We start from the raw sequence: 25,930 nt of genomic DNA, 5'->3' as shown, positions 1-25,930 counted from the left end.
GCGGTGATTGATCGAATATTGCGTATCTTGTGGGGCAATTTCCGAAGATTTTTTCTCATCAAATATTATACGACAAACAATATATAAATAGCTGATTTACAATGAAGGATTTTTCGTACATTACAAGCTCTTCCCCGGAATTTATAGAAAACATGTACAAGGAGTTTGTAAATAACCCCGAGAATGTAGACGTTGAATTGAAAAAGTTTTTTGAGGGCTTTGATTTTGCCGTAGGAAACGGCCTGGCGCAGAAGAACGGGGCGCCGGCGGCGGTTTCCGGCACAGGGGGAGGATCCGACTGGAAAAAGGAGATTGCTGTATACCGGCTTATTTTGGGATACCGGAATAAAGGTCATTTGCTGGCAGATACCAATCCTATAAAACAACGAAAAGACCGTGGCGCCAACCTGGATCTTCCTTTTTTTGGGCTGTCGGAAGCTGACCTGGACCATGAATATGAAGCGGGAAACCTGATCGGGTTAGGAACCACTTCGCTCAGAAATATCCTGGCGCATCTGAAAAAATGCTATGCGGGGCATGTGGGGATCGAGTTCAAGTATATCAGCGATCAGAAGAAGGTAGACTGGCTGACCAATGAAATGGAGAAAAAATTTACCAACCCGCTGCCACTGGAACAAAAAAAGCGCATTCTGCAGAAACTGAATGAGGGAGTAATGTTCGAGAAGTTTCTTCACACAAAGTATGTAGGCCAGAAACGCTTTTCGCTTGAAGGAGGCGAAACAACGATTGCAGCGCTCGATGCCATTATTAACAAAGGTGCGGCCCTGGAAGTAAAGGAAGTGGTGATCGGTATGGCTCACCGCGGGCGGCTGAACGTACTGGCCAATATTTTAGGGAAAACCTATGAGCAGATCTTTAGTGAGTTTGAGGGAACCGGCGAGATTAACCAGACCATGGGAAGCGGGGATGTTAAATATCATCTGGGTTTCGGAAGTGTAATCGAAGCCACAAATGGTGAAAAAGTACATTTAAAATTAATGCCCAATCCCTCGCATCTGGAGGCGGTGGACCCGGTGGTTCTGGGCTTTGCAAGAAGCAGCGCTAATATCCTGCACGGCGAGCGTTACGAAAGCGTTTTGCCGATACTGATACACGGCGATGCGGCCCTGGCCGGACAGGGGGTGGTATATGAGTTGCTGCAAATGTCGAAACTGAATGGTTTTTATACCGGCGGTACCATCCATTTTGTAATCAATAACCAAATTGGTTTTACCACCGATTTTTCTGATGCCCGGAGTGCGGACTATTGTACTTCGCTTGCCGCAATGGTGCAGTCGCCCGTGCTGCATGTGAATGGAGATGATCCCGAGGCTGTAGTAAAATGTGCAGAGATCGCCACCCGCTATCGGAACGAGTTTCATGCGGATGTATTTATTGATATGGTTTGCTACCGCAGGCACGGACATAACGAAGGAGATGATCCGAAGTTTACCCAGCCCGCGATGTATGCGTTGATTGATAAACACGCCAATCCACGGGAAGTATATGTGAAATACCTGCTGGATAATGGCGAGGAAGATGCGAAGGAGCTGGCAAAAGAGATGGAGAAAAAGTTCTGGGCCGATCTTCAGGATCGGCTGGATGAGGTAAAGCAAAAGCCCCTGCCGTATACGTACCAGGAACCGGAACTGCAATGGAAAAGCCTCCGCAAGGCCACACCGGCTGATTTTGACCAGAGCCCGGATACGGCCATTAGCCCGGAGTTGTTTAAAATGGTTTTCGACGGATTGATGACCGTTCCCGAAGGGTTTACACCTTTAAAAAAAGTGGCTAAACTGCTGCAGGATAAAGTGAAATTATTGGAGACCGAGCAAAAAGTAGATTGGGCTACTGGTGAATTAATGGCATTTGGCAGCTTGTTGATGGATGGCTTTGATGTACGTATGACCGGCCAGGATGTGGGCCGCGGTACCTTTAGTTCCCGCCACGCCATATTGAGAGATGAGGTAACGGATGCCTCCTATAATCGCCTGAGTAATTTACCTACAGATAAAAAGTTCCGGATCTTTAACTCCCTGCTGAGTGAATACGCCGTGCTCGGGTTCGAATACGGTTTTGCCCTTGCATCTCCCAATGTACTGGTGCTTTGGGAAGCCCAGTTTGGCGATTTTGTAAACGGCGCACAAACCATGATTGATCAGTTTATTACCAGTGCCGAGCAGAAATGGAACCGGATGAACGGGTTGGTCATGCTGCTGCCACACGGTTTTGAAGGGCAGGGGCCCGAGCACAGCAGTGCCCGGATCGAACGCTTTTTACAGTCCTGTGCCGAGCTGAACATTGTAGTAACCAATATTACCACTTCGGCAAACTATTTTCATGCACTGCGCCGGCAGCTGCGGTGGCCCTTCCGCAAGCCTATGGTGAATTTTGCGCCCAAGGCCAACCTCCGGCACCCCGGCAGCTATTCTTCAAAAGAGGCGTTTACCAATGGACGGTTCCGGGAAGTGATCGACGATACTTATGCGGATGATCCGGTAGCTGTAAAAACCGTATTATTCTGTTCAGGGAAAATTTATTTCGACCTGGCAGAAAAACAGCAGAAAGATAACCGGAAAAATGTGGCCATTATTCGGCTGGAGCAGTTGTATCCGCTTCCCAAAAAGCAGCTGGATGCACTGTATGCAAAGTACAAAAATGCTGTATGGTATTGGGTGCAGGAAGAGCCGCTCAATATGGGCGCTGCCTCCTTCCTCCAGATGAACCTTAAAGATATCAATTATGGTATCATCGGCCGCAAACCCAGTGCTGCACCTGCTTCCGGATTTATGAAAGTGCATAAGGCCGAGCAGGAAGAAATCATTAACACAGCCTTTTCAATGTAACGGGAAATAGCAGGCGGAATAGAAATTCCGCCCTTTTTTTATCTATTCAAAACTAAACATGAGCGTTTATAGCAGCTTCTGATTCAGGGCTTTTACAACAGCCTCTGAAACGGAATTTACCTGTAATTTTTCATACACATTCTTGATGTGGGTGTTGACTGTATGGATGCTCAGGTTGCAGGCCGAAGCTACCATCTTACGCGTATAACCTTTTACCAGCAGGTTGAGGATTTCCTTTTCCCTGCCCGTAAGCTCCACCTCCTCATTGTTTTCAAAGAAGACATTCTTTTGAAAAGCAGTCAGCACTTTTTTGGCAATAGAAGCAGTCATAGCTGCGTCCCCATTATATACATCTTCAATAGCCTGAAGCAACTGGGCCGGAGGCGATTTTTTTAAAATATAGCCGGATGCCCCGGCGCAAATGGATGCAAAGATCTTATTATCGTCTTCATAAACGGTTTGCATCAGCACCTGGATCTTTGGAAAATTAACCTTAATGATTTTTACCCCTTCAATGCCATTCACATTGGGCATATCAATATCCATCAATACCACGTCCGGATCTGCCTTTCTTACATCCGTGATCACATTGCTGCAATCAAAAAAAGTACCTGTGCAGATCATATGGGGTGATGCATTGATGAGCATACATAAACTATCCCTCCGGTACGCGTTATCATCAAAAACAGCCACGCGTATGGTTGTCATATTCATATTATAAAATTACGGTATTAAAAATTGCAGCGTATCGCCAATTTGTGTGATATTTTTCGGAGAATGAAGCTCCCGGATTTCAGAATCGGGCATTGAGCGTCCAGAGGCGGGCATTTAGCAGTCAGTGTTATGCGTTTGGCCTTACGGTCGGCTATCGGCAAAAAGCTGAATGCTGAACGCTAAGCCCTCAAATCTCCGGTCAGAACGTAGAAGTTTACATTTTTTTACCGTACTTTGCCGTACCTTTTAAAAAGCGGTTTTTTTATGGCAATTGATATAAAAGTTCCCACGGTAGGGGAATCGATTAGTGAAGTAACCTTATTGAAATGGGTGAAAAATACAGGGGAATATGTGGAGCGGGACGAAGTGATCGCGGAACTGGAAAGTGAGAAGGCAACCTTTGAAGTGAATGCGGAAAAATCAGGCGTGCTTACCACCAATGCAGCCGAGGGCGATACATTGAACATCGGTGATATCATTGCCTCTATTGATGATACTGCTGTAAAACCCGAGTCTGCCCCCGGAGCGGAACAGGCTCCGGCAGATAAAGTACCCGTTGAAGCTAAAAAACCGGCACCCGATCCTGAAAAAGAAAAGCCGGTGGCAACTTCCGGGAACAGCACTGCTGCTGTAAAAGCCACACCGGTAGCTTCGGCCATTATTGCGGACAAAGGTGTGAATCCTAAAGATGTAACCCCTTCCGGATTTTCTGGTAAAATTGTAAAGGAAGACGTACTGGCGGCCCTGGCAAACCCGGGACGGAAAGCGTTCTCCGGCGGTGAATTATATAGCCGCAACGAACGGCCCCAGAAAATGACCAGCCTTCGTAAAACCATCAGCCGCCGGTTGGTGGAGGCAAAAAACACCACGGCCATGCTGACCACTTTTAACGAAGTGAACATGAAGCCGATCATGGATATCCGGGCTAAATACAAAGACAAGTTTAAAGAAATACATGGCGTGGGACTGGGCTTTATGAGCTTTTTTGCAAAGGCCTGTGCCATCGCCCTTGCTGAATGGCCTTCAGTAAACGCCTATATCGATGGTGACCAGATCCTGTTTCACGATTATGCCGATATCAGCATTGCGGTAAGCACCCCTCGCGGACTTACTGTTCCGGTGATCCGTAATGTGGAAAGCCTGAGCATGGCCGGTGTAGAGAAAGCCGTACTGGATCTGGCTAAAAAAGCACGTGACAGTAAGTTAACAGCAGAAGATCTTACCGGGGGAACCTTTACCATCACCAATGGAGGTGTATTCGGCTCCCTGATCAGTACACCGATCATCAACCTGCCGCAGAGTGCCATCCTGGGTATGCACAATATTGTGGAGCGCCCCATCGCAGAAAACGGGCAGGTGGTAATCCGGCCGATGATGTATATCGCGTTAAGTTATGATCACCGGATCGTGGACGGACGCGAGTCAGTAAGCTTCCTTGTGCGTGTAAAAGAATTACTGGAAAACCCAACCCTGCTGCTGATACAGCAGGATCCGATTAAAACGTTACTGGAATTATAAAAACCTGCTAACCTGTGAGGTCTTAAGATCTCATAGGTATAGTTATGTTATACGAACCTCCAAAAGGGTTAGGGCGCTTTTACTCTTACCTGAACAGCGCTGTAAAGATTATTGTCGAATATAAAGGCAATGAGCCCTTATCGCATTTCCTTAAAAACTATTTTTCCCGGGAAAAAAAATATGGTAGCAAAGACCGGAAAGAAGTAACACAATTGTGCTATGCGTATTACCGGCTGGGCAAGTCCTTTGCGGATCTTTCTTTTGAACAACGGATTTTATTAGGACTGCGCTGCTCTGCAAAAGAAATGGCAGCGCCCTGGAAGGAGTTGTTTGCCATTTATAAAGTACCGGAAACCTTTCCTGGTGCTGTCTTTCCCTGGAAGGACCGGCTCAGTGCGCACATGGATCCCATAGCCTTTGAACGCTCTTTTTGGGTGCAGCCCGACCTGTTTTTACGCATCCGTCCGGGAAATGAGACACAGGTGATCAAGAAACTGGAACAGGCTGCGCTTCCTTTTGAAAGGGAAGGGAATGCGTTGCGATTGTCTAATACGGCAAAGGTTAGCGAACTGCTTTCCATAAATTCGGAAGTGGTGATCCAGGACCTGAGTTCGCAAAAAATAGGAAGCTTTTTTGGCAGGTTAAAATCCCTAAACGGCGGGCAAACACCGGTGCGTACGATTTGGGATTGCTGTGCCGCCAGCGGCGGTAAATCGATTCTGACGGCCGACGAGCTGGGAGACATTGCCCTGACGGTTTCGGATATCCGTTCTTCCATTATTGCCAACTTAAAAAAGCGTTTTCATGAAGCCGGCATCAAAAATTTCCGCGCCCTGGTTGCGGATGCCGCTAATCCGAACGAACCGATTGTCCGCGAACGATTTGATCTGGTAATAGCCGATGTACCTTGTTCGGGAAGCGGAACCTGGAGCCGTACACCGGAACGGTTGCATTTTTTCAATACGGAAGAAATAAAGACCTATGCCACCTTACAGCGCAGGATCTTAAAAAATATAACACCGTCTGTAAAACCCGGAGGCTTCCTGCTTTATATTACCTGTTCCGTATTTAAAGCCGAGAATGAAGACCAGGTAAGCTGGCTGCAGCAGCAGGGATGGGATACGACGGAGCAGCAACTGCTGAAAGGATATGAATTGAAAGCAGACACGATGTTTGGGGCATTGCTGCAGAAAAAGAAAGCACTCTAAAATAGGTACCATCTATCAAAAAACAGGACAATGCATCAAGCCTTGAAATGGACCGTTCCCTGCCTTTTGTGCCTGCTGATTACAGTAGTAGCATCGGGTCAGCAAATGATTGTTTCAACCGTCATTTTCGACAGCAGTGCTGCCGTACGTATACGAGCACATCTGAACAACCTTTCAGACACCGGCTATCAAAAGAAAATATATACTAAAGACCAAGCCCGGCTGCCCTACCGGCTGCTGAAACCATTGCGCCCTGAGGTGCATCAAAAATATCCACTGGTGATTACACTGCATAATTCCAGCAGGATCGGTAGCGATAATGAAAAACAACTGGAACCCCTGGCGCGTATATGGCTGCGGAAGGAGATCCGGGAAAAATACCCAGCATTTGTGGTGGCACCGCAATTTGCCGTTCGCTCGTCCAATTATTCCATCGACTCATCAAAAGGAGCTCTGGCCGCCGCTCCTTCCGCGGATGTAGCCCTGGTGCTGAGCCTGGTGAAGGACCTGATAAAAGACCATCCAGAAATTGACCGCCGGTGCATCTATATTGTAGGGTATTCCATGGGCGCTTCAACCGGGCAGCATCTGTTCAGCATGGAGCCGGATCTGTTTGCAGCCCTGGTTTCCATCGCTGGTGTACCGGATCTTTCAAACATCCGGGGAGTGGCCCACAAACCAATCTGGTTGATCCATGGTGAAGCAGATGATGAAAATCCTTATTCCGGAAGCGTGCTGCTGTTTAACCTGCTGAAGAAAAACCAGCGGCTTTTGTTTACAACATACCGTCATTTCAATCACAACTCCATTCCGGTTCCTTTTCTTTGCAATGACGCTATACCTGAATGGCTGTTTAAGCAAAAGCGATAGGCTGCGATATCATCACATTTTTTAAAACAGATGCATCTGTTTCTATTCGCGGAACAGCGCGTGTGCTTCATCTGAAAAATGTTATGCACCACCCAAAAACAGCGGCAGCACAACTATCACTATTTTCCCTTAATTTCAATTAATAAAACAGCAACCTCATGGGATTATTTGACTTTATTAAGAATGAATTTATTGAAGTTATTGAATGGGTAGATACCTCCAGTAACACCCTGGTTTGGAAATTCCAGGATAAAGGAAACAATATAAAAAGCGGAGCAAAGCTGACCGTCCGGGAAAGTCAGCTGGTGGTATTAATGAATGAAGGCGAATTCGGTGATGTATATCAGCCGGGCCTGCATACGCTGTCTACCAGCAATATGCCCATCACCACCACGTTAAAATCCTGGAAGTACGGCTTCGAATCGCCGTTTAAAGTAGATATCTATTTTGTCAATACCCGCCAGTTTACCGATCTGAAATGGGGTACATCCGGTCCGGTGCTGATAAGGGATGCGGAGCTGGGACAGGTGCGCCTGAAGGCTTTTGGTAATTTTGCCATCCGCATCAGCGATGCCAAAAAGTTTATTACCGAGTTTGCCGGAACCAATCCCTTTGTACGCGTGGATGGCGTGGAAGAAGTGTTGCAGGGCATTCTTTCCAGTCATTTTGCTGAAGTGCTGGCGAAGGCAAAGATCTCTGTGCTGGAACTGGCTGCCAATTACCAGGCGCTGGGCGCTCAGCTAAAACCGGAATTTCAGAAAGAGTTGGATAGCTATGGACTTTCTCTTGAAAAATTTTTCATCGAAAATATTTCATTGCCGGAAGAAGTAGAAAAGATCCTGGATAAGAAAACGGAACTGAATATCCTGAAAGGAAACCTGAACGAATTTAACCAGATGCAGGGCGGCATTGCATTGGAAAACCTTTCAAACAATGACGCTGCAGGTAATATGGGCGGTGTGGGGGCTGGTGTGGTGCTCACCAACCTGATGGCGCAGGCCGGTCAGCCGCAACAACCTGCTGCGGCAGCAAGCAAAACGGATCTGATGGATGTTTTAAAACAACTGGGCGAACTGAAAAGCCAGGGCATCATCACGGAAGAAGAGTTTGCAGAAAAGAAAAAAGAAATCCTGGCCCGGTTGTAATGAACATATTTTATGCAGGCATTTGAAGAATATCCCTGTCCGAATTGCGGATCAGAGCTGAATTATGATGCGTCCAAAAGCGCCCTGAAATGTCTCCATTGCGGAACGGCCTTTGCCATTCAGCAAAGCACGGAGGTGATCGAAGAACGAAAGATCAGCATTTTTAAAGACGCGGAACGCATTCCAATAGCGCCGGTACGGGTAGTGGTTTACCGCTGTAGTAAGTGCGGACAGGAAACCCCGGAAGAGGGAGACGTAGCATTTTTTGAATGCCGGAGCTGCGGCAACAATGTAGTAAACCCGGCGGCCTACGCTACACGCAATATCAGCCCTGCGGGCATCATTCCCTTTAAGCTCTCCAAGCAGGAAGCGCTGGACCGCTTTGCCAGCTGGATCGGCAAAGGATTCTGGAACGACAGTGATTTGAAAAAACTTTCACTAACGGATAAGCTGGAAGGGCATTATGTGCCTTTCTGGACCTTTGACTGTTGTACGGAAAACGATTGGAGCGGATACTCCGGGCGCTATTATTATGAAACCGTGCGCCGGCGAAACGCCAACGGCGAGGAGGTAACGGAGCAGGTACGGCATACAGACTGGAACTGGCGTTCGGGATCTTTCGAACGCTTTTTTGATGATGTACTGGTATGCGGAAATAAAGCCATTCCCCAGGACCGTATTAATGATATATATCCCTACCTGTTAAAGGATGTGGTGGTGTTTGATGAGGAATACCTGCTGGGGTGGAATGCCCGGGCTTATGATAAAGATCTTTCCGAAACCTACCGGGTGGCCCGCTCCGTTATGGACCGGAAGATTGAGGAAGACGCTATTTCCCGGCTGGTTGAAGATACCTATCGTGATCTCCGGGTAGAAACGCGGTACACAGGAGAAACATTTAAGCAGATCATCCTGCCGGTATGGCTATGTCAATACGTGTTCAAGGGAAAGACCTATCATTTCATCATCAACGGGCAAACGGGAGCTATCAGTGGTAGTAAACCCTTATCGGTATCGAAAATAGCAACGGCCGTTATTATCGGGATTCTGGTGCTGATTGCTTTATACTTTCTTTCAAAGCCGGGATAACAGCAGGAGAAAATTCCAGATTTGAGGTTTAAAGTTCTGGCTTCTCATTTCTGCTTCCAGAATTCCATAAGGATACGTAGCACCGAACAGGAATAAGGACTCTATTTCCACATTTTCAAATTTGCACAATCCCACTATTACACTTAATATTTTTCATTCGCTATTTTAAAATCCCGATTTGAATTGGGGAAGGTCACCGGTGCTGATAACCGGATGCTGACCGCAGGCTTATTCCGCTACAATGCGCACCGTCTTACTGTATTGCTTAACTCCGTTCTTATCTACCTGGGCAATCCGGATAAAGCGCGGCTGATCTCCGGCTTCGGTATCAGTTATCTCGTGTTTGTTACAGGTGATAAATAGACAAAGGAGCACGGCACTCACTACAAACAGCCATTTCCTGCGGTTGTGGCCGGGCTGTACCGAAAGGAGGAGGGCTATCAATCCAAATGCCAGTGCCAGTTGACCATTCCCCTCAACTGAAATATGGTATTGCAGCGAATGATCAGAGCTGCCGTTCCGGGCCTTACTTGCCACCCGGGCCAGGGGAAGAAAGTTAGTTCCGTCGGCAGAGGCTTCAATGATAAAATGGTCATTGTTGGTTTCTGTACTGGTATTCCATTCTACTTCCAGTAGCTGGTTCCGTATCCGGGCGTCAATCCGTTCAAAAACAACCGGCAGGGCCTGATCGATGTTTACCCAGAAATCTTCTGTTTGCCCATAGAATAACTGACTGCCGGCCGTAAAGTCATTATTAAAGGCCACATCTGCCATTACGCGCATGCGCAGTAGCGTGTTTTTAGCTGCACCATAGAGAAGGTCGACTGGTATGACAGTAGTGTGCGTATAGTTGGGGCTGGTAGCCGTACTGTTCAGAACCAGCTCGTCATTGCTGAACTGCCCATCATTGTTGGCGTCGATCCATGCCTTACAAACCTGGGTATTGGTTTGTGTGGTAACGCTGAGGTATTGGTTGGAAGCTACAAAGAGATTGGTTCCTATATTGCAGCTGTTGTCGGAATAATAATTGTAACCATCCTGGTTGTATCCGTAAGAGGCATAGGACATATTGCCAAGGGTAATGGTACAAGGCCCAATATTGTTGGTGTTGTTGATGTTCCGGATGTTGGGCGGTATTTGTATCGCAGCCTTTACCGGTGTTGGCGGCGGCGGCACTGTTGCCAGGGAATTAATAAGGCCACCTCTTGCTGTTAGAAGCGTGGCCATCATCCGGTCGCTCTGCCCCTGCGTAAACCGGTTCAGGCAGGCACCGTAGCCCATAATATTGTTTTGAGCGGTTCCGTATGGGGTATTGGTGCAGGGGTTGATATCTGTTGCGGCAGGGCAGGGAATGCTTAACAGATTCTTCACGGGATCTGTATCACACACTTTATCGCCGTCTTCACTACAGCTCCCGTTTACAGGGCAGGAAACTTCGTTGCCTCCTTCAAATGTATGATACAATCCAAATGCATGTCCCATTTCATGGGTGAGTGTAGGAGCGCCCGGGCTCATCTGTTGCCCGAGGATCACCATCCCTTCCGCAGGGAAAATATGGTAGTCGTCACCAATATAGGGCAAACTGGCATAGCCGGCCACAAAGCCCGATCCCGTTACATTGGAGCTGATCTTCCATACCACCCAGATATTATAATAAGACTTTTCGGACCAGGTGCTAAGGTTTTTTACCGCCGTTTCATTGGCCCCGGATGCACCCGATCCCGGAGCAGAAACCCCGTTTGCATCATATCCGCTGATGGAACCGCCGTTGATCCGCTCAATACCGCTGGTACTGCCACAATCCGGCCTTCTTTTAGCAAGGGCAAACCTTATGGGTATACTGGCCCCGATATTCCCCGAATTGGCGGCCGCAGCAAAGTTGGCGTTCAAGCGGTCGATAGCCGCCTGTATTTGCGCGTCTGTGGGATTGGATGATGATCCTGGAATGCCATCCCCGGTTTTATAAATAACATGTACTACTACCGGAATCTCGTAAAGCGCGCCGGCCAGTACATTCATGTTCCGCATCGCTTGTCGGTTTGCAGCAATCTCTGCTACCTTTTGCCGGATCTTGCTTTCCGTTAGCGTAATGCCGCTTAGGTATTCCGCATTTTGTTTTAAGCGCTGATTGATGCCGTCAAACCCGCAAATGGCTTTTTGCGCACTGGCGCTGATGCTGGACAGGATCAGGAAGGCAAACAGGAACAATAGTCTGGGGCTCATAATACAATAATTTGGTCTAAGGCTTATAGTATGGAGGCTGTATAAAGATAATGATAATTGCTATTCGTAAAAGGCCTTTTAAGGAGGAATTGTGTTGTTTAAAGCAGGTATATGAAAATTAAACGGCATCAATCAGGCAGGTATCCTGCCTAATGCATGAACCGGTACAAACGCCTTTTAATAGCAGGCAGCTATTTGGAGGAAGGGCGGTTAGGCCGTTCAGGATTCCGGTACCGATACTATATTAGAAACGTAATAATTCCAGCAGTCCGTTTTGGAAGGTATCATAATAGAGTTCCCAGAACATAATACCTCCCAGCTGCTGCTGCCGTATATAATCCAGTTTATATTGAAACGATTGTTGGTCGTCGCCGGTAACAAAAAGATTCCGTGCTGCATTGAACCAATAAGGAGCTTTTGCACGGTCATCCCAATAACGGACAAAACCATTGGCAACTGTCAGGGAATCCAGGTTACGCCGGTACCCGCGCATGTAGAGGAATCTGCCGGGCTGGAAAAGCCCGTTGTTATGGTTACTGGTTACTTCAAAGACCCGGATGTAAAACGGAACACCAACCACCACTTTCTGTAATGGGAACTGTATTTTTTTAAAGAACTGCACACAGCGGTCAACCGACGCTTCGTTAGCTGCTGCAGTGTAAAGGGAAGACTGGTGACCGGTCCTCTCAGAATAGCCATGCACCAGGTCATAAGTCATCAGGTTGACGAAGTCGACGTTTTTTTCGATCTTCTTCCATTCGACGGACTGATCCAGGTATTGCTGAAAGCCGCCGGCTGCAAAAGTGATCAGTTTCTTTGCGCCCAGTTTTTGCCGGAGGCGAAGGAGCAGGCGGGTAAAATTGGGACGGTCGCTTGCTGCAAAAGGGTGGCCGGGAACTCCCGGAATGGCAGGGTATTCCCAATCGAGATCAATGCCGTCAAGACGGAAACGCTGGAGAAATGTTTTTACAGAAGCTGCAAATGCATCGATGCTATCCGGGTGACTAAAGGTGCCGGAGCACGACCTGCAACCGCCCCATCCTCCCAGAGCGATAAGGGTTCGGATGTGCGGATATTGCTTCCGGATATCGTCAAAGGCTTTTAAAACGGCGGTGTCTTTAGCACGGAATACGGCCAGTTTTCCCAAACTGTCTATATGTGCAAAGCCGTAGATCAGGTGTGTAATATTTTTAAAATCGTATTGCAGCAGGCTGGCGCTGTCTCCGGAATAATACGCAACCACTTTATAATTGCTTTGCTGGGCGCTGATGGAGGCAGACGCCAAAACCATAAACAGGAGGAACAGCCAATTTTTCAAAATAGATGAATTGTTTGATCCTAAGTTAACGAATATCGGCAGAACCAATAAGCTGGTCTTGTTTCAACCGCTCGAAAAGTTGCAGGACACCCGGTACCTGGGCCGGTTGTTGTTTGTAAGATGGTTCATCAAAATAAGCCACAGCATCGATCTCACTGCCGGGTTCTATGGGCGCAGCAACCTGGTAAAGAAAGCATTCCTGTTCCATAAGAATATTTGCGGCCTCCCCGTAGGCGGGTGCTGTAATGTGGCCGTAATAGGTAAGCTCGGCCGGTTGAATATCGAGGTTCAGTTCTTCCTTTATTTCCCGTATCAGCGAGTGCACCGGAGTTTCGCCGGCCTCTATTTTTCCGCCGGGCAAATACCATGCGTGTTTATTTTTACTGTAGGCCAGTAATAATTTTCCTTCGCTGATAACCACCAAACCGGCCGTGGATAATTGTTTTATTTGCATGCCTATATTCTTCTGGTACTGTCAAAAATAATACATCCGGACCGGGCAGCACGACGGATTTTTTTTACAGTGCAACTGAATGGATAAAGTTTTTTTGCGAAGCTCTTACCGGATCTTTTCCCACCAGGGTTCAAAAGGAACAGCAGTGTGATTGAGATTCACCAACTCCCCGATAACCGGTGTGATGAGCGGAAGGGGATGTTCTTTGTTGAGCCGGGTGATCTCTTTCAGCGGCTCATCCCAGGGATGCTGTGCCAGCATGAATTTGGAGGAATGTACCGGGAATATCTGCCGGGCTTTCAGGTCTCTTCCTGCCTGTAACACTTCCGGGGGTAGCATATGGATCGCCTGCCAGGCTTTGTTGTACTGTCCGTTTTCAAGAATGGCAAGATCGATGGAATCGAATTTTTTTCCAATTTCGAAAAAATGTGAATCATAGCCGCTGTCTCCGCCCAGGTAAATGGTTTTGGATGGCGTTTGAAGAATATAAGACAGCCACAATGTATTGTTGCGGGTGAACCCTCTTCCGGAAAAATGCCGGGCGCAAGCTGAGTGCAGCAGGAAACCGCTGTCGAGCGGCAGGGCTTCATCCCAATCCATTTCCGTGATTCTTGATGTATCATAACCCCAATGTTCCAAATGAGCACCTACACCCAATCCACAAATCACCAATTTTACTTTATTGCGCAGGGCGGTGATGGTTTCGTAATCGAGATGATCATAATGATCGTGAGTGATCAACAGGTAATCAACAGGCGGAAAATCGTCGGCGGTGTAGGCATCGCTTCCCCTGAACGCCGTATTGGTACCGGGGATGGGTGATGCATTGCCACTAAATACGGGGTCGATGAGCAGCCGCTTCCCGTCGACCTGGATCCAATAGGAAGAGTGTCCGAACCAAACCAGCACATTACTATCTGCCGGCAGCTGCAGCAGGTCGGTTTTAATCGAGGGGATAGGGTCAACCGGCCTTCTGCGGGGTAATTTTTTAAACAACTGTTCTCTGAGGACGCCCACCATGCTATACCCTTCGGTAAGGGTAGGGGTAAAATGGCGGTTCTGGAATTTGCCGTCTTTATAATGCGGCGACTTCAGGATGCGCTCCAGGCGGGCTCCTGAGGGGGCTTTGCCAAATTTAGGTAACTGCATGTAGCAATAAATACTTAGGCTTAGCAGCAGCAAAAAGCTTAAAAGGAAGATCATAACCCGTTTGACTATTTTTAAAAAAGACCGCATAGAAATTGAACCGGCTGTTTAGTATTCGGACTGCCGGGGTTGTGTAACCTGTTTGACTGTCGGAATATTTGTATAAATCATGCGGCTGTTTTTGAAAAAACATTAATGATTACAACACCGGCAATGATCAGCAGGATGCCAATGATTGCGGGCAGATCGGGAACCTGTTTAAATACCAGGATGCCCACCAGTGTGATAAGTACGATGCCCACGGCCGACCAAAGCGCATATGCGATACCAACCGGAATGGTTTTTAAAGTGAGACTGAGAAAATAAAAAGCACCGGCATAGCAGGCAACCGTAATAATGCTGGGGACCGGCCGGGTAAACTGCTCGGAAGTTTTAAGCATGGATGTGGCAATGGTTTCAAAAATAATGGCCAGGAACAGGAAGATATAATTTTTCATTGCGAACTGTTTGCTTAACGAAACCCGGGTGCTTCAATCGTTTGCAGGATCATGATCATTTAAACGGTTTGCCAGATACCCGTTCCGGGCTTTAATTATGATCGATCATCCACATGGTAATACCAAAGCCGGCATAGGTTCCCTGCGGAACGCCCTGGTTTGGCGGCTGGAAATCATAGATCTGATAATTCCGGTAAACCAGGCCAATGCCCTTTGAATATTTTTCAGAAGATACTTCCATTGAACCGTATCCGGGGTTGGATGCCGGGGGCGGAAGGTTGCGTACCGTATTGGCCTGTTCAATGGTCCATACGTTTGTATACTGCTGCCCTTCGATGGTTTCATTACCCAGGCCCTTGTGCGTAAATTCCCAGGCATTCATTTCCGCACCTGCCTGTGTCCCAAATGCCGCTTCATAAGGCGATAGCGGCAGGTAGGTATTGCCTTTCCAGGTGCTGCCCACAAGCATTGGCCCCGCAATTTTAATAACGCGCAGGTTGTCTTCAATGACCTCCACTTTATGATCAAGCGGTGTGATATAATAGCGGCCATTATCGGTCCAGCTGCCACTGCCGTCTGCATTCCGGATCATGCGCTGTACAATATAAGTTAACCGTTTCTGATTATCCCTGGTGGTATCGGTAATGCTGTGCTTCACCTGGTACCGGTGTTTTTCCATTACGCTTCCGCTCCTGACAAATACAGTCGAATCAAGACGATAGGTGATCGATTTTCCGATCTGCACAGGGAAATAATCTTTTACCTGGGCTTCTGGAGAAAAAGCATCATTCTTTTCACCACAGGAAAACAGCAACAGGGTAGCCAGCAGCAAGGGAAGTTGGTTAAACAGTTTGTGCATCGATGGTTGAATTGTAAGTATTAGTTAAAGGAAGGATGTTTTCTTCCGGAGCGGATGATGCCGCCTCCGATCACATCATCTCCTTCATAAAATACTGCACTTTGCCCCGGAGCAATGCCCTTGGCATCCTGGTAGAACGCTACTTTTACATCATCCTCTTCCATATACAGGTTAGACAGTGTGCCACTGTCCTTGTAACGGATTTTTGTAACAGCTTCCATACCGGGTGTTATGGTGTCATATTTATATAGTTGATCCGCGTAACCAGCATTTCATTTTTTTCCAGGTCTTCTTCATCACCTAAAACAACCGTATTATTGTCCGGGTTGATTTCCGTTACAAAAACGGGACGCCCCAGCGCAATGTCGAGACCTTTCCGTTGCCCAATCGTATAAAACGGATAGCCTTTATGCTGGCCCAGCACTTTTCCGTTTTTGTCAATAAAGTTACCCCCGTTTACCCGCTCTTCCAAACCTTCAACCCTTCTTTTTAAAAAGCCCCGATAGTCGTTATCCGGAACAAAGCAGATCTCATAACTTTCGCTCTTTTTGGCCAGTTCGGGATAGCCATAGTCCATGGCCATTTGCCGGATCTCCGTCTTATGATAACCGCCCAGGGGTAAAATAGTGCGGGCCAGCAGCGCCTGGTCTACTCCCCAAAGCACATAGCTTTGATCCTTGGTATGGTCTACCGCTTTGCTGATCACAAACCGGTCGTTATCATGACGACGCACTTTGGCGTAATGCCCGGTTGCAATGAAATCACAACCCAACGCATCAGCCCGCTTCAGCAGCGCCTTCCATTTTATATGGGTATTGCAAAGCACACAGGGGTTGGGGGTACGCCCGGCCAGGTATTCTTCTACAAAATCGTTCACTACAAAATCACCAAATTCCTCCCGGATATCCAGGATGAAATGGGGAAAACCATGCTGCACCGCTGCCATGCGGGCATCATTAAAGCTGTCTACATTACAGCAGCCGGTTTCCTTTTTACCACCGCCGCTTCCGGTATAATCCCATGTTTTCATGGTAATGCCAATCACTTCATAGCCCTGGTCATTCAGCATCAGTGCCGCCACTGTGCTGTCGATACCACCGCTCATCGCCACTAAAACTTTTCCTTTCTTGCTCATAATTATAAGCTGCAAAGATAAACTAAGATTCCAGAATTGGGGAGCCTGGCAGAAGAGGGCTGTTTCTGTAACTCTTTTCCTGGGTATAAATGGGGGTAATGTGCTGTAAATCAGCGGTTGGTGCGATTATCACGGTTTCGTAAAATTTTAGGTGATTCTGCCCGAAAACATTATCTTGCTAAATTATTTTTTATAAATCAAAATTTGAGCACTATGTTAAAGATGCAGATCATTGGGAACCTGGGCCGGGATTGTGTGGTAAATAATGTGAACGGGAAAAGCGTTATCAATTTTACGGTAGCGCATACGGAACGTTTCCGGGATGCTCAGGGCAATAACCAGGAAAAAACAACCTGGGTGGATTGTGCCTGGTGGACAGACCGTACTGCAATATCACAATACCTGACAAAAGGAAAACAGGTGTATGCGGAAGGTACACCCGAGGTAAGAAGTTTTACCCGTACCGATGGAACCAATGGCGCCGTTTTATCATTGAGGGTAAGAGAGGTGCAATTACTGGGCGGACGCGGAGAAGGCGGGGTGCCTGTTGCGGGGGGCGGCTATAATGCCGGAACGACCGGTACAGCACCATCCGGGACCGGCAATGATGATACCGCCGATGATCTTCCGTTTTAAAATGTAGCATTATCTGAAAAAAAGCCCCATATACTGGGGCTTTTTTGAAACCTGTCAAAAGCCAAAACCAATGCGCCTGATTTTCTTTTTTTTATTTTTATGTTTGATGACCCGATGCGGGCCGGTAGTTACGGCACCGGGCGATATTAAAGCGCTTTCTCCAAACCAGATTGAAAAAAAAATACAGGGAAGCTGGCTGATCTATAAAGTAGGCACTAAGGAAGCTTCCGAAAAGCAGCTGGAGCCCTTGCTGGATACGCTTACCCGGCTAAAGAATCGTTTTGAACTGACAGCGCTTACCATTTTGCCGCATCAGCTGTTCCTGGAAGATAGTCTGGGCCGGCAGCAAAAACGAACCTGGAAATTGTTACCGCCCGATATGATCGGCATGCAGGAAGAAGATCTGGTATGGGAGATCGTTGGTTTATCTGACAGCATTCTTACGCTTTCAGTGAGGGTCGACTATAAGAAAAAGCATACCGATGCCTTACTGGCCTGTTACCGGGTAAATGCAGACCAGTATGAAGGTGTGGATCTTGGACATGCATCGCTGAACCAATGGCGGCAACCGCCACAGGGGCCTGAAACAAGGACGCAGGTAGCAGCGCGGGTTGCCAGCCTGCTGCGGTATGACGGAGTATACCTTCAGGCGCTTAGTAATTCCAGCAGTGATTACTTCGATACCCGCAAGTTCCACCTGCCTTTTTCTTATTACAATGGCGGCATCGGTTTAAAAGCTTTTGATCCGTCGTCTGCTTTTGCTGCTTTATTTTATAATGCCGGAGATGCAGAAACAGCATATTCCCTGCTGAAGGAGTATTTGAATACCCGTCCGTATCCCAATGAAAAAAATTATATGCTGGCCTATGCCGGGTTTATGAAAAATCTGGCTGAGGTTATTGAGTTAAATGTGGGGAAAGATGTTCACGATGCAGGCGTTAAAAAATAAAACAGGGTTGTATTCATCAATTCCTTGGTCCATCTATGATGCACGCTATGCAGTCTTACGCCATACCAGGCGTAAAGGGTACGCTCGGAAACATTTATAAAATAATTTAAGCCTTTATTGTTATTTTGTGCGTATGCAGGAAATAAATTATGCGTATCAGCAGTTACTTGATTTTACCATTCAGATTTTTAGAAAGATAGGCTGCCCGCAAACCGATGCGGTTACTGCGGCGGAAGTATTGCTTTCCGCAGACCTGCGGGGCGTCGATTCACACGGTGTGGCCCGGCTGGCGGGTTATGTGCGGCTTTGGGAGGCGAAGCGCGTCAATGCAACCCCTCAGATAAAGATCATTCATGAAACACCGTCAACTGCGGTCGTGGATGGTGACGGTGGATTAGGGCTTGTAGTAGCGCCCTTTGCCATGCAGCTGGCAATTGAAAAAGCCCGGCAGGTAGGTACCGGCTGGGTAAGCGTGCAGCACAGCAACCATTATGGTATTGCGGCTGCGCACGCCATGAAGGCATTAGCGCATGATATGATCGGTATTTCCATGACCAATGCCAGTCCGCTGGTGGCGCCTACCTTTTCCACGTCAAAAATGTTAGGCACCAATCCCATTTGTGTAGCAGCTCCTGCCGGTAGCGAACCGGCCTTTGTAGCAGACCTCGCCACAACCACTGCCGCAAATGGGAAGCTCGAAATATTGCAGCGTAAAAATGAAGCAGCTCCCCGCGGATGGGTGCAGGATGCCGAAGGAAATAGTAGCACCGATGCCAATATTCTTAAAAAAGGCGGCGCCTTGTTACCACTGGGCGGCGACCGGGAACATGGCAGTCATAAGGGCTATGCATTGGGAGCCGTGGTGGATATTTTTTCAGCCCTATTGAGCGGCGCCAATTATGCGCCCTGGGTTCCGCCTTTTCCAGCCTATGTAGCCATGCCTGAACGCCAGCCCGGAAAAGGGATCGGCCATTTCTTCGGTGCCCTGCGTGTGGATGCATTTCGTACAGTGGGGGATTACAAACGGGATATGGACGACTGGATCGGAGGGTTTCGCAAGGCCGCTCCTATACCCGGGCAGGAACGGGTGCTGGTACCGGGAGATCCGGAACGGGAAATGGAAGCCGAAAGAAGGCGTAACGGTATTCCGTTGCTGCCGGCTGTGGCAGAGGATTTGAAAACACTGGGAGCGAAGCTGGGAGTGCTATTTTAAAAAGGATGCTGTTTACTGGCAAATTTTTGCGAAATTCGCGGCCGGGCTGAACCCGGCTGCAGCATGTAAGCACAAACAGGGTTGGCCCGGATGCGTAATGAAAGAACTGCCGTAGTCCATTAGAGCGGAGAGGCCGGCAACCGATTGCAGACAATAAACTAAATAGTAAAAAGAAATAAATAAGAAGAGTCATGAAGGTAATGAAATTTGGAGGTACCAGTGTTGGTAAACCAGAACGGATGAAACATATTGCTTCGCTTTTGCAGAAAGAAGAGGAAACCGCTGTTGTGGTACTTTCCGCTCTTTCCGGTACTACAAATGCCCTGGTAGAAATCGGAAACGCCATTGCGCGCGGCGACCGTCATTCGGCACAGCAATCGATCAACAATCTGCAGGAACATTACAATACATTCCTTAAAGAACTTTTTACGAAAGAAACAGCCCTGGCAAAGGCACAGGCCATTGTAGATGAACATTTCGAATTCTTAAATATTATTTTGAAGATCTCCTTTTCCGAGGCGCTGAGCAAGGACATTCTTGCCCAGGGTGAACTGCTGTCCACTAAAATATTCGCTACCTATCTGGAAGAACAAGGTGAATCTTATGCCCTGCTCCCGGCGCTGGAGTTTATGAGCATCGATGAAAATGAGGAGCCGCAGATCGGTAGCATCCGCATCAAATTAACACAGCTGCTGGCCCAGCATGCAGATAAAAAAATACTGGTTACACAGGGATATATTTGCCGCAATGCAAGAGGGGAGGTAGATAACCTTAAGCGTGGAGGCAGTGATTATTCTGCGTCTCTGATTGCGGCAGCGATCAGCGCTTCCGTTTGCGAAATATGGACCGATATAGACGGTATGCATAACAACGATCCAAGGGTTGTAGGTACTACCCGTCCGGTGGAACAGCTTAGTTTTGAAGAAGCTGCCGAGCTGGCCTATTTTGGAGCAAAGATCCTGCACCCGGCATCGATATGGCCGGCCCAGCAATATAAGATACCGGTAAAGCTGCTCAATACCATGGAGCCAGAGGCTAAAGGAACGCTAATTACGCAGGAGGCTTCCGGCACCGGCGTGAAGGCCGTGGCTGCCAAAGACCATATTTATGCCATTCGCATAAAAAGCAGCCGCATGTTGCTGGCGTATGGATTCCTTCGGAAAGTATTTGAGGTGTTTGAAAAATACAAAACCTCTATCGATATGATCACGACATCGGAAGTGGCGGTGTCTTTGACCATCGACAATGCAGATCACCTGGAACAAATCATAAAAGAACTGGAGGTGCTGGGAACCGTAACGGTCGACACCGATCAAACTATTGTTTCCGTGGTAGGGTACCGTATCAGCGAAACGGAAGAGATCATCAAGAAACTGTTCGGTTCCATCCGCAATGTACCCATTCGCATGGTATCCTATGGAGGAAGTCCGCATAATATATCGTTGCTGGTAAGCGCCGACGAAAAAGTGCACCTGCTGAAGCAACTGAATAAGGGAATGTTTGGGCTGGATTAGCAGGGGGATTGTGAGCGGTGAGTTGTTGGGGATGGATAGTGAGAAGTGAATTGTGAATGGGAGATACTTTCTGGTGCCTGTGGTTTTTGGACTTCGGTTTTAGTGTTTAGTATTTAGCGTTTGGTCATTAAAGCTTAGTCTTTATATTTTATGATTTATTAAAGGGACAGGAACGCGCGCTGTTTATATCTTGAAATTTTAGAATTTAGGACTTAGTACTTAAAAGTGAACCTTTACTGCATACCGGGATTTGGGGTAGACGAGCGCATCTATAGTAACCTGGTTATTGATAAGGCTGAGCTATGCTTTCTAAACTGGCTTGATCCTGATCCGAAGGAGTCATTCAATGCTTATGCGCGGCGTATGGCAGCAGGCATTAAGGATGAAGATGCCATTTTGATGGGAATTTCATTTGGAGGAATGGTGGCGCTGGAAATTGCCGGCTTCCGGAATATTAAACAGGTGATCCTGATTTCCAGTATCAAGCAACGAGCTGAAATGCCGCTGGAAATGCGGCTTGCAGGGGCGCTTCGGTTGAACCGGATCTTTCCCGTAAGAAAGATCCAGCAAAGCGAGGCGGCATACCGGATTGCTAACCGGAGACTGGGCGCTTATACGCCCGAAGAACAGGAATTTGCAAATACCTATCGGAAAACAGCAAAGCTTAGTTATGTAAACTGGTCGTTTGATAAGATCCTCAACTGGAGAAACACCAATGGCTTTAAAAATGTTGTCCACATTCACGGTGACCGCGATCGGATCTTCCCCATAAAGTATATTACACCGGATTATGTCATCAAAGAGGGCACACATATGATGGTTTGGAACCGTGCCCCGGAGATCAGTGCCATTATCAACCGGGTATTGCCGTCTTAACCAGCAAATGTTTATCCTTTCAACCGCAGTATGGGTATCCTGGTATGCCAGGCGATTTGTTTACCGATACTTTTATGAAACAACTGTCCCAAAAAACTGCGTTCGTGATGAAGAAATACCAGCAGGGAAATCTGATGTTGGATAACAAACTCCTCCAGCCCGGCTTCCACGTTTGAAGCTTGCTGAAGATGCGTTACCACATTCAATCGATGCAATTGTGCTTTAATGGCGCTGACCCTTTCCTGGTTCACAGGGTCGGCAGGATTCATATTCACATTAATGACCTGCAGCTCATTTGCCGGTAAGCGCATTACAAACTGTTCCAGCTGCCGGATATTGGTATCGCTTAGTATTTCAAGATCAGATGCCAGCGCTATCTTTTTCGGAACGTTATCTGTCGCCTGTTCTGGTACGATCAGCAATGGGCCATCAATGCCTTCGATGGCTTTGATGGCATTGCTGCCGATGAGTACCTTCTCGAGTCCTGATTTTTCTCCGATCCCCATTACCACCAGGTCTGAACCAGTCGATTGGAGCCGCTCGTTTACCACATCGCCCAGTAGCCCTTCCACCACTTCTGCAGTGATGGAAATAGAGGAGTAGCGGGTCGAAAGCTGCTCCCTAAATGCGTTGATTTGCTGTCGGCTATTTGCTGCAAGTGCTTCGGATTGCTCGGCGATCAGGGCATAGTTAACCAAGCCTGGCGCGCCGTCTGGACTCATGCCGCCGGAGGGGTCTGGCTGAAAAATAACAGGTGCTTCATATACATGCAACAGGGTTAGGACTTCTGTTTGCCAAAGCGGTGCCAGGCTTAATGCATACTCAATAGCATGTGCTGCGTTTTTTGAAAAATCGGTAAGCGCCAGGATCTTTTTCATGTGCTTGTTTTTAGAAGCCACTACCGGTACTGTCTGCGCTTTTAATATTCGCTCGCAAACAAGGTAAAAGGACAGCCGGTTGAGATGGCGGGTTGTGCAGCATAAATATACAAAAAAAAGGCCGCCTGGGAAAGGAGATGCGGATTCGGAGGAATGACATAACTGTTTTGTAAAGAAGTGCTGAACCCAGCAGTTCCGGAACGACTGTTTCAAAAAAAGCGGCGGTCTCTGCTATTAAGACCGCCGCTTTTTTTGGGGATATATAAGAATATTTGCTAGAACGCACCGGAGTCATCATCCCCGTCCAGATTGATCTGGTAAGAATACAGTCCGCTGTAGCCGGGATAGATACCTTCCAGTTCCACTTTGCTGCTCCGGCTGCTGCTCAGGACCTTTGCCAGTTCTTCAATTGATTTTACCCGCTGACCGTTAGCCGCAGTGATGATAAAGCCTTTGTCGATTCTGCTCTTGCTCAGCAATCCATTGGGACGGATGTTTTTAATCTCAACACCCCCACCATTGATGCGCAATTGCTCAGCGCGTTTTGCCTCTACATTTGCCAGTTCCACACCCAACTGGTCGGCAATCTGATCGGCACTGGTCAGCTTGCTCACACTCGGCTTGTCGGAAAGCGTTACATCAGCATTCGCTTCTTTTCCACCCCTCAGGTAGGTGAGCCTTACCTTATCTCCCGGTTGTGCACTGGCAATGATTCCCGACATTTGCAGGCCCGAAGCAACCGGCGTACCATTCACCTTGGTGATGATGTCGCCTTTTTTGACACCGGCTTTGGACGCACCGCCGCCATCGGGAGCCTCTAGTACATACACTCCATCTCCGCCTTGCAGGCCGGCCTGTTTCAGACGGCGCTCATTTTCACCCGGGGTCTTTTGCTCATCAAAATAGCTGATGCCTAAGTAGCCACGCTTTACATCGCCATATTTGATGATGTCATTTACCACTTTTTTTACAATATTTACGGGAATCGCAAAGGAATAGCCAGCATAAGTACCGCTTGGTGCCAGTATGGCAGAGTTAATACCTACCAGCTGCCCGTTGGTATTGATCAGCGCACCACCACTGTTGCCCTGGTTTACCGCCGCATCTGTTTGTATAAATGATTCAACAGGCGACATGCTTTGTTGTCCGTTAATACCGATGCTGCGCCCTTTGGCACTAATGATACCGGCAGTAACCGTTGCTTCCAGGTTAAATGGATAACCTACTGCCAGCACCCATTGCCCCAGTTTTACGTCATCTACGTTACCATAGATCATATATGGAAGGTTATTTGCCTCAACTTTTAAAACAGCGATATCGCTGCTGGGGTCGCGTCCAACCACTTTTGCGGTATAGGTCTTGCGCCCTTCGTTCAGGGTTACTTTTATTTCCGAGGCCACTCCATCAGCGCCATCAGAAACCACGTGGTTATTGGTAACAATATAGCCGTCCTGGCTGATGATTACACCACTGCCGGATGCGCGTTGTTCCGGGCGAATCTGCGGGCCCAGGCCAAACATGTCGCCAAAAAAGTCTTCAAAAGGATCCCCCGTTCGGCCTCTGTTAGGCAGGTTATTATCGAGCTTTTTTGCGGGGATCTTTGTTTTGATATGCACCACAGCAGGAATCGCTGATTCCGCTGCTTTTGTAAAATCCGTAGGTTCCGCCGCATTGCCTTTATTGTCAAAGAAACTGGCATAGTTGGCCGGCAATTTTCCATCTACCGGTAACCCGGTAGTGCTGGCGCCATTGCGTGCAAATTTTCCATAAAGAAAAACGCCTGCAAAGGCAGAGAGCATACTTACCACAATCACCAAAAGAATTTGTTTCAATTTCATTTTACGATTCATTTAAAAATTTCGTTTTCAAAAATTATGCCTTGCAGGTACAAAGTAACAAACTGTGCCGCATATTCGGAAGTTCTGTCAGTCAGTTTAACAAACTTTTACTAAAGTCTTCGTACTTTGAAAATTCCCCGGGCACGCACTGTTGCCGGCAACTGCGTTGCCGTTGATCATCCGTTCAAAGAAAAGCAGGAATGCAAGCGTGTCTTCACCATCTGCATACTGGTTAATGGCCGGGCACTGGGCCTGTCCGAAGGGCATACAATCGTGGCCAACGATGCATTGAACAGATGGATTATTGACAAGCTCCCCAACCAGGTTGGACTTATTGCTGTAAAACGCATAGTTGAGCTGGCTTACGGGAGAAAACAATCCGGCGTCTTCTACCAGCAACAATGCCGGCGTGCTCATATAAAAACGCTTGTTAAGCAAGTGCAGGGCAAGGTTATAATCGTAGTTGTTCTTGTACTTATGCACTTCCGCCAGGTAATCGTATTTTAAACACCTGCAGCAGTGGCTCAAAGTCGTATTGCTCGGGCACATAGATCTTGGTTACGTTCCGGCATCCCATGCCGAAGTAAAGAAATACATCGTCTGCCAATGCATTCAGTTCTTCCGGTGTTTCCCTGCCTGTAAGTACCGCTGCAGAAGTGCGGTTACGACGGATGAGGTGCGGGTATTTTGCAAAGTAATAATCAAAATAGCCGGCTGTATTATCACTCCCTGTGGCAATATAGGCGTCGCAGCCTTTAGCAAGGTTCGAACCGGATCCATGAAGTCAGTTCCGGCTCCCAGCAATCATTTTTGCCACCAGGTGCTGAATAAGAATTTTCTTTTGAGGAGGCCTTGATCAGGCATTTGTGTCGGCAATAAACACACACAAAAGATCATGAAAGCCTACCAGGGGGATATTACCGGCCATTACCAAACCTACAAGCCTGGGAGTGTGCTGATCTGTTCCAGCTTCGGATAGCTGTTTGTCCATTTTTTAATACCGG

Annotated in this window: 25 protein-coding genes; 11 read left to right on the top strand and 14 right to left on the bottom strand. The window is 47.7% G+C overall.

Features of this window, described 5'->3' with window-relative positions:
- Positions 1-101 precede the first annotated feature (101 nt).
- A complete protein-coding gene (locus LL912_RS09830) occupies positions 102-2,846 on the top strand; it encodes a 2-oxoglutarate dehydrogenase E1 component (protein WP_235553400.1) in 2,745 nt (914 codons plus the stop codon).
- Between the two features lie 66 nt (positions 2,847-2,912).
- Here LL912_RS09830 and LL912_RS09825 read toward each other — a convergent pair whose 3' ends face one another.
- A complete protein-coding gene (locus tag LL912_RS09825; protein WP_235553399.1) occupies positions 2,913-3,554 on the bottom strand; it encodes a response regulator in 642 nt (213 codons plus the stop codon).
- A 270-nt stretch (positions 3,555-3,824) separates the two neighbouring features.
- Between LL912_RS09825 and odhB the strand changes: the two genes are divergently transcribed.
- The 5 genes from odhB to LL912_RS09800 all read left to right on the top strand — a co-directional run bounded on the left by odhB (position 3,825) and on the right by LL912_RS09800 (position 9,390).
- Positions 3,825-5,078 carry a 2-oxoglutarate dehydrogenase complex dihydrolipoyllysine-residue succinyltransferase gene (odhB, locus tag LL912_RS09820; protein ID WP_235553398.1) on the top strand — a complete coding sequence of 418 codons (1,254 nt, stop codon included), beginning with the start codon at positions 3,825-3,827 and terminating at the stop codon, positions 5,076-5,078.
- A 44-nt stretch (positions 5,079-5,122) separates the two neighbouring features.
- Complete coding sequence (locus LL912_RS09815; RefSeq protein WP_235553397.1) at positions 5,123-6,286, top strand: RsmB/NOP family class I SAM-dependent RNA methyltransferase; 1,164 nt, start codon at positions 5,123-5,125, stop codon at positions 6,284-6,286.
- Between the two features lie 30 nt (positions 6,287-6,316).
- Complete coding sequence (locus LL912_RS09810; protein ID WP_235553396.1) at positions 6,317-7,156, top strand: carboxylesterase family protein; 840 nt, start codon at positions 6,317-6,319, stop codon at positions 7,154-7,156.
- A gap of 158 nt (positions 7,157-7,314) precedes the next feature.
- On the top strand, positions 7,315-8,301 hold the full coding sequence (locus LL912_RS09805; RefSeq protein ID WP_235553395.1) for an SPFH domain-containing protein: 987 nt from the start codon (positions 7,315-7,317) through the stop codon (positions 8,299-8,301).
- Positions 8,302-8,313: 12 nt separating this feature from the next.
- Positions 8,314-9,390, top strand: coding sequence for a hypothetical protein (locus tag LL912_RS09800; protein WP_235553394.1), 1,077 nt, complete (start codon positions 8,314-8,316; stop codon positions 9,388-9,390).
- Positions 9,391-9,618: 228 nt separating this feature from the next.
- Here the strand turns inward: LL912_RS09800 and LL912_RS09795 are convergent, their stop codons facing one another.
- From LL912_RS09795 to mnmA, 8 genes are all read right to left on the bottom strand, one after another.
- Positions 9,619-11,613 carry a M43 family zinc metalloprotease gene (locus tag LL912_RS09795; protein WP_235553393.1) on the bottom strand — a complete coding sequence of 665 codons (1,995 nt, stop codon included), beginning with the start codon at positions 11,611-11,613 and terminating at the stop codon, positions 9,619-9,621.
- A gap of 244 nt (positions 11,614-11,857) precedes the next feature.
- Entirely contained in the window at positions 11,858-12,931 is a 1,074-nt protein-coding gene (locus LL912_RS09790; protein WP_235553392.1) for a glycoside hydrolase family 18 protein, read from the bottom strand.
- Between the two features lie 25 nt (positions 12,932-12,956).
- The gene (locus LL912_RS09785; RefSeq protein WP_235553391.1) at positions 12,957-13,385 is read right to left on the bottom strand and encodes an NUDIX hydrolase; all 429 of its coding nucleotides are present in this window, start codon (positions 13,383-13,385) and stop codon (positions 12,957-12,959) included.
- A 105-nt stretch (positions 13,386-13,490) separates the two neighbouring features.
- Positions 13,491-14,534 (bottom strand): MBL fold metallo-hydrolase, encoded by a 1,044-nt coding sequence (locus tag LL912_RS09780; protein ID WP_235553390.1) that lies wholly within the window; start codon positions 14,532-14,534, stop codon positions 13,491-13,493.
- A 164-nt stretch (positions 14,535-14,698) separates the two neighbouring features.
- Positions 14,699-15,028 carry a DMT family transporter gene (locus LL912_RS09775; RefSeq protein ID WP_231004187.1) on the bottom strand — a complete coding sequence of 110 codons (330 nt, stop codon included), beginning with the start codon at positions 15,026-15,028 and terminating at the stop codon, positions 14,699-14,701.
- A 91-nt stretch (positions 15,029-15,119) separates the two neighbouring features.
- Entirely contained in the window at positions 15,120-15,887 is a 768-nt protein-coding gene (locus LL912_RS09770; protein WP_235553389.1) for a hypothetical protein, read from the bottom strand.
- Positions 15,888-15,907: 20 nt separating this feature from the next.
- Positions 15,908-16,108, bottom strand: a complete 201-nt coding sequence (locus tag LL912_RS25935) for an aminomethyltransferase beta-barrel domain-containing protein (RefSeq protein ID WP_255785646.1) — start codon at positions 16,106-16,108, stop codon at positions 15,908-15,910.
- A gap of 8 nt (positions 16,109-16,116) precedes the next feature.
- Positions 16,117-17,022: a tRNA 2-thiouridine(34) synthase MnmA gene (mnmA, locus tag LL912_RS09765; RefSeq protein WP_255785645.1), complete on the bottom strand. Its 906-nt coding sequence runs from the start codon at positions 17,020-17,022 to the stop codon at positions 16,117-16,119.
- Positions 17,023-17,235: 213 nt separating this feature from the next.
- Here mnmA and LL912_RS09760 point away from each other — a divergent pair, with 213 nt between their 5' ends.
- The 5 genes from LL912_RS09760 (at position 17,236) to LL912_RS09740 (ending at position 22,210) form a co-directional block, all read left to right on the top strand.
- Positions 17,236-17,658 (top strand): single-stranded DNA-binding protein, encoded by a 423-nt coding sequence (locus tag LL912_RS09760; RefSeq protein ID WP_235553388.1) that lies wholly within the window; start codon positions 17,236-17,238, stop codon positions 17,656-17,658.
- A 106-nt stretch (positions 17,659-17,764) separates the two neighbouring features.
- Positions 17,765-18,607 (top strand): hypothetical protein, encoded by an 843-nt coding sequence (locus LL912_RS09755; RefSeq protein ID WP_235553387.1) that lies wholly within the window; start codon positions 17,765-17,767, stop codon positions 18,605-18,607.
- 133 nt (positions 18,608-18,740) lie between these two features.
- Positions 18,741-19,820, top strand: a complete 1,080-nt coding sequence (locus LL912_RS09750) for an Ldh family oxidoreductase (RefSeq protein ID WP_235553386.1) — start codon at positions 18,741-18,743, stop codon at positions 19,818-19,820.
- A 191-nt stretch (positions 19,821-20,011) separates the two neighbouring features.
- Complete coding sequence (locus LL912_RS09745) at positions 20,012-21,334, top strand: aspartate kinase (protein WP_235553385.1); 1,323 nt, start codon at positions 20,012-20,014, stop codon at positions 21,332-21,334.
- 225 nt (positions 21,335-21,559) lie between these two features.
- A complete protein-coding gene (locus LL912_RS09740; RefSeq protein WP_235553384.1) occupies positions 21,560-22,210 on the top strand; it encodes an alpha/beta fold hydrolase in 651 nt (216 codons plus the stop codon).
- Positions 22,211-22,221: 11 nt separating this feature from the next.
- Here the strand turns inward: LL912_RS09740 and LL912_RS09735 are convergent, their stop codons facing one another.
- From LL912_RS09735 to LL912_RS25925, 5 genes are all read right to left on the bottom strand, one after another.
- Positions 22,222-23,088 (bottom strand): universal stress protein, encoded by an 867-nt coding sequence (locus LL912_RS09735; protein ID WP_235553383.1) that lies wholly within the window; start codon positions 23,086-23,088, stop codon positions 22,222-22,224.
- 275 nt (positions 23,089-23,363) lie between these two features.
- Positions 23,364-24,926, bottom strand: coding sequence for a trypsin-like peptidase domain-containing protein (locus tag LL912_RS09730; RefSeq protein WP_235553382.1), 1,563 nt, complete (start codon positions 24,924-24,926; stop codon positions 23,364-23,366).
- Between the two features lie 96 nt (positions 24,927-25,022).
- Positions 25,023-25,409 (bottom strand): hypothetical protein, encoded by a 387-nt coding sequence (locus tag LL912_RS09725; protein ID WP_235553381.1) that lies wholly within the window; start codon positions 25,407-25,409, stop codon positions 25,023-25,025.
- The gene (locus LL912_RS25930) at positions 25,402-25,533 is read right to left on the bottom strand and encodes a hypothetical protein (protein ID WP_255785644.1); all 132 of its coding nucleotides are present in this window, start codon (positions 25,531-25,533) and stop codon (positions 25,402-25,404) included. The genes LL912_RS09725 and LL912_RS25930 overlap by 8 nt, the downstream gene beginning before the upstream one ends.
- A gap of 249 nt (positions 25,534-25,782) precedes the next feature.
- A complete protein-coding gene (locus LL912_RS25925; protein WP_255785643.1) occupies positions 25,783-25,917 on the bottom strand; it encodes a hypothetical protein in 135 nt (44 codons plus the stop codon).
- Between the last annotated feature and the right edge of the window lie 13 nt (positions 25,918-25,930).

It is taken from the genome of Niabella agricola, assembly GCF_021538615.1.
GTDB lineage: Bacteria > Bacteroidota > Bacteroidia > Chitinophagales > Chitinophagaceae > Niabella > Niabella agricola.
Note: the sequence above shows the minus strand (reverse complement) of the source record. Positions and strands in the feature narration are given on the sequence as shown.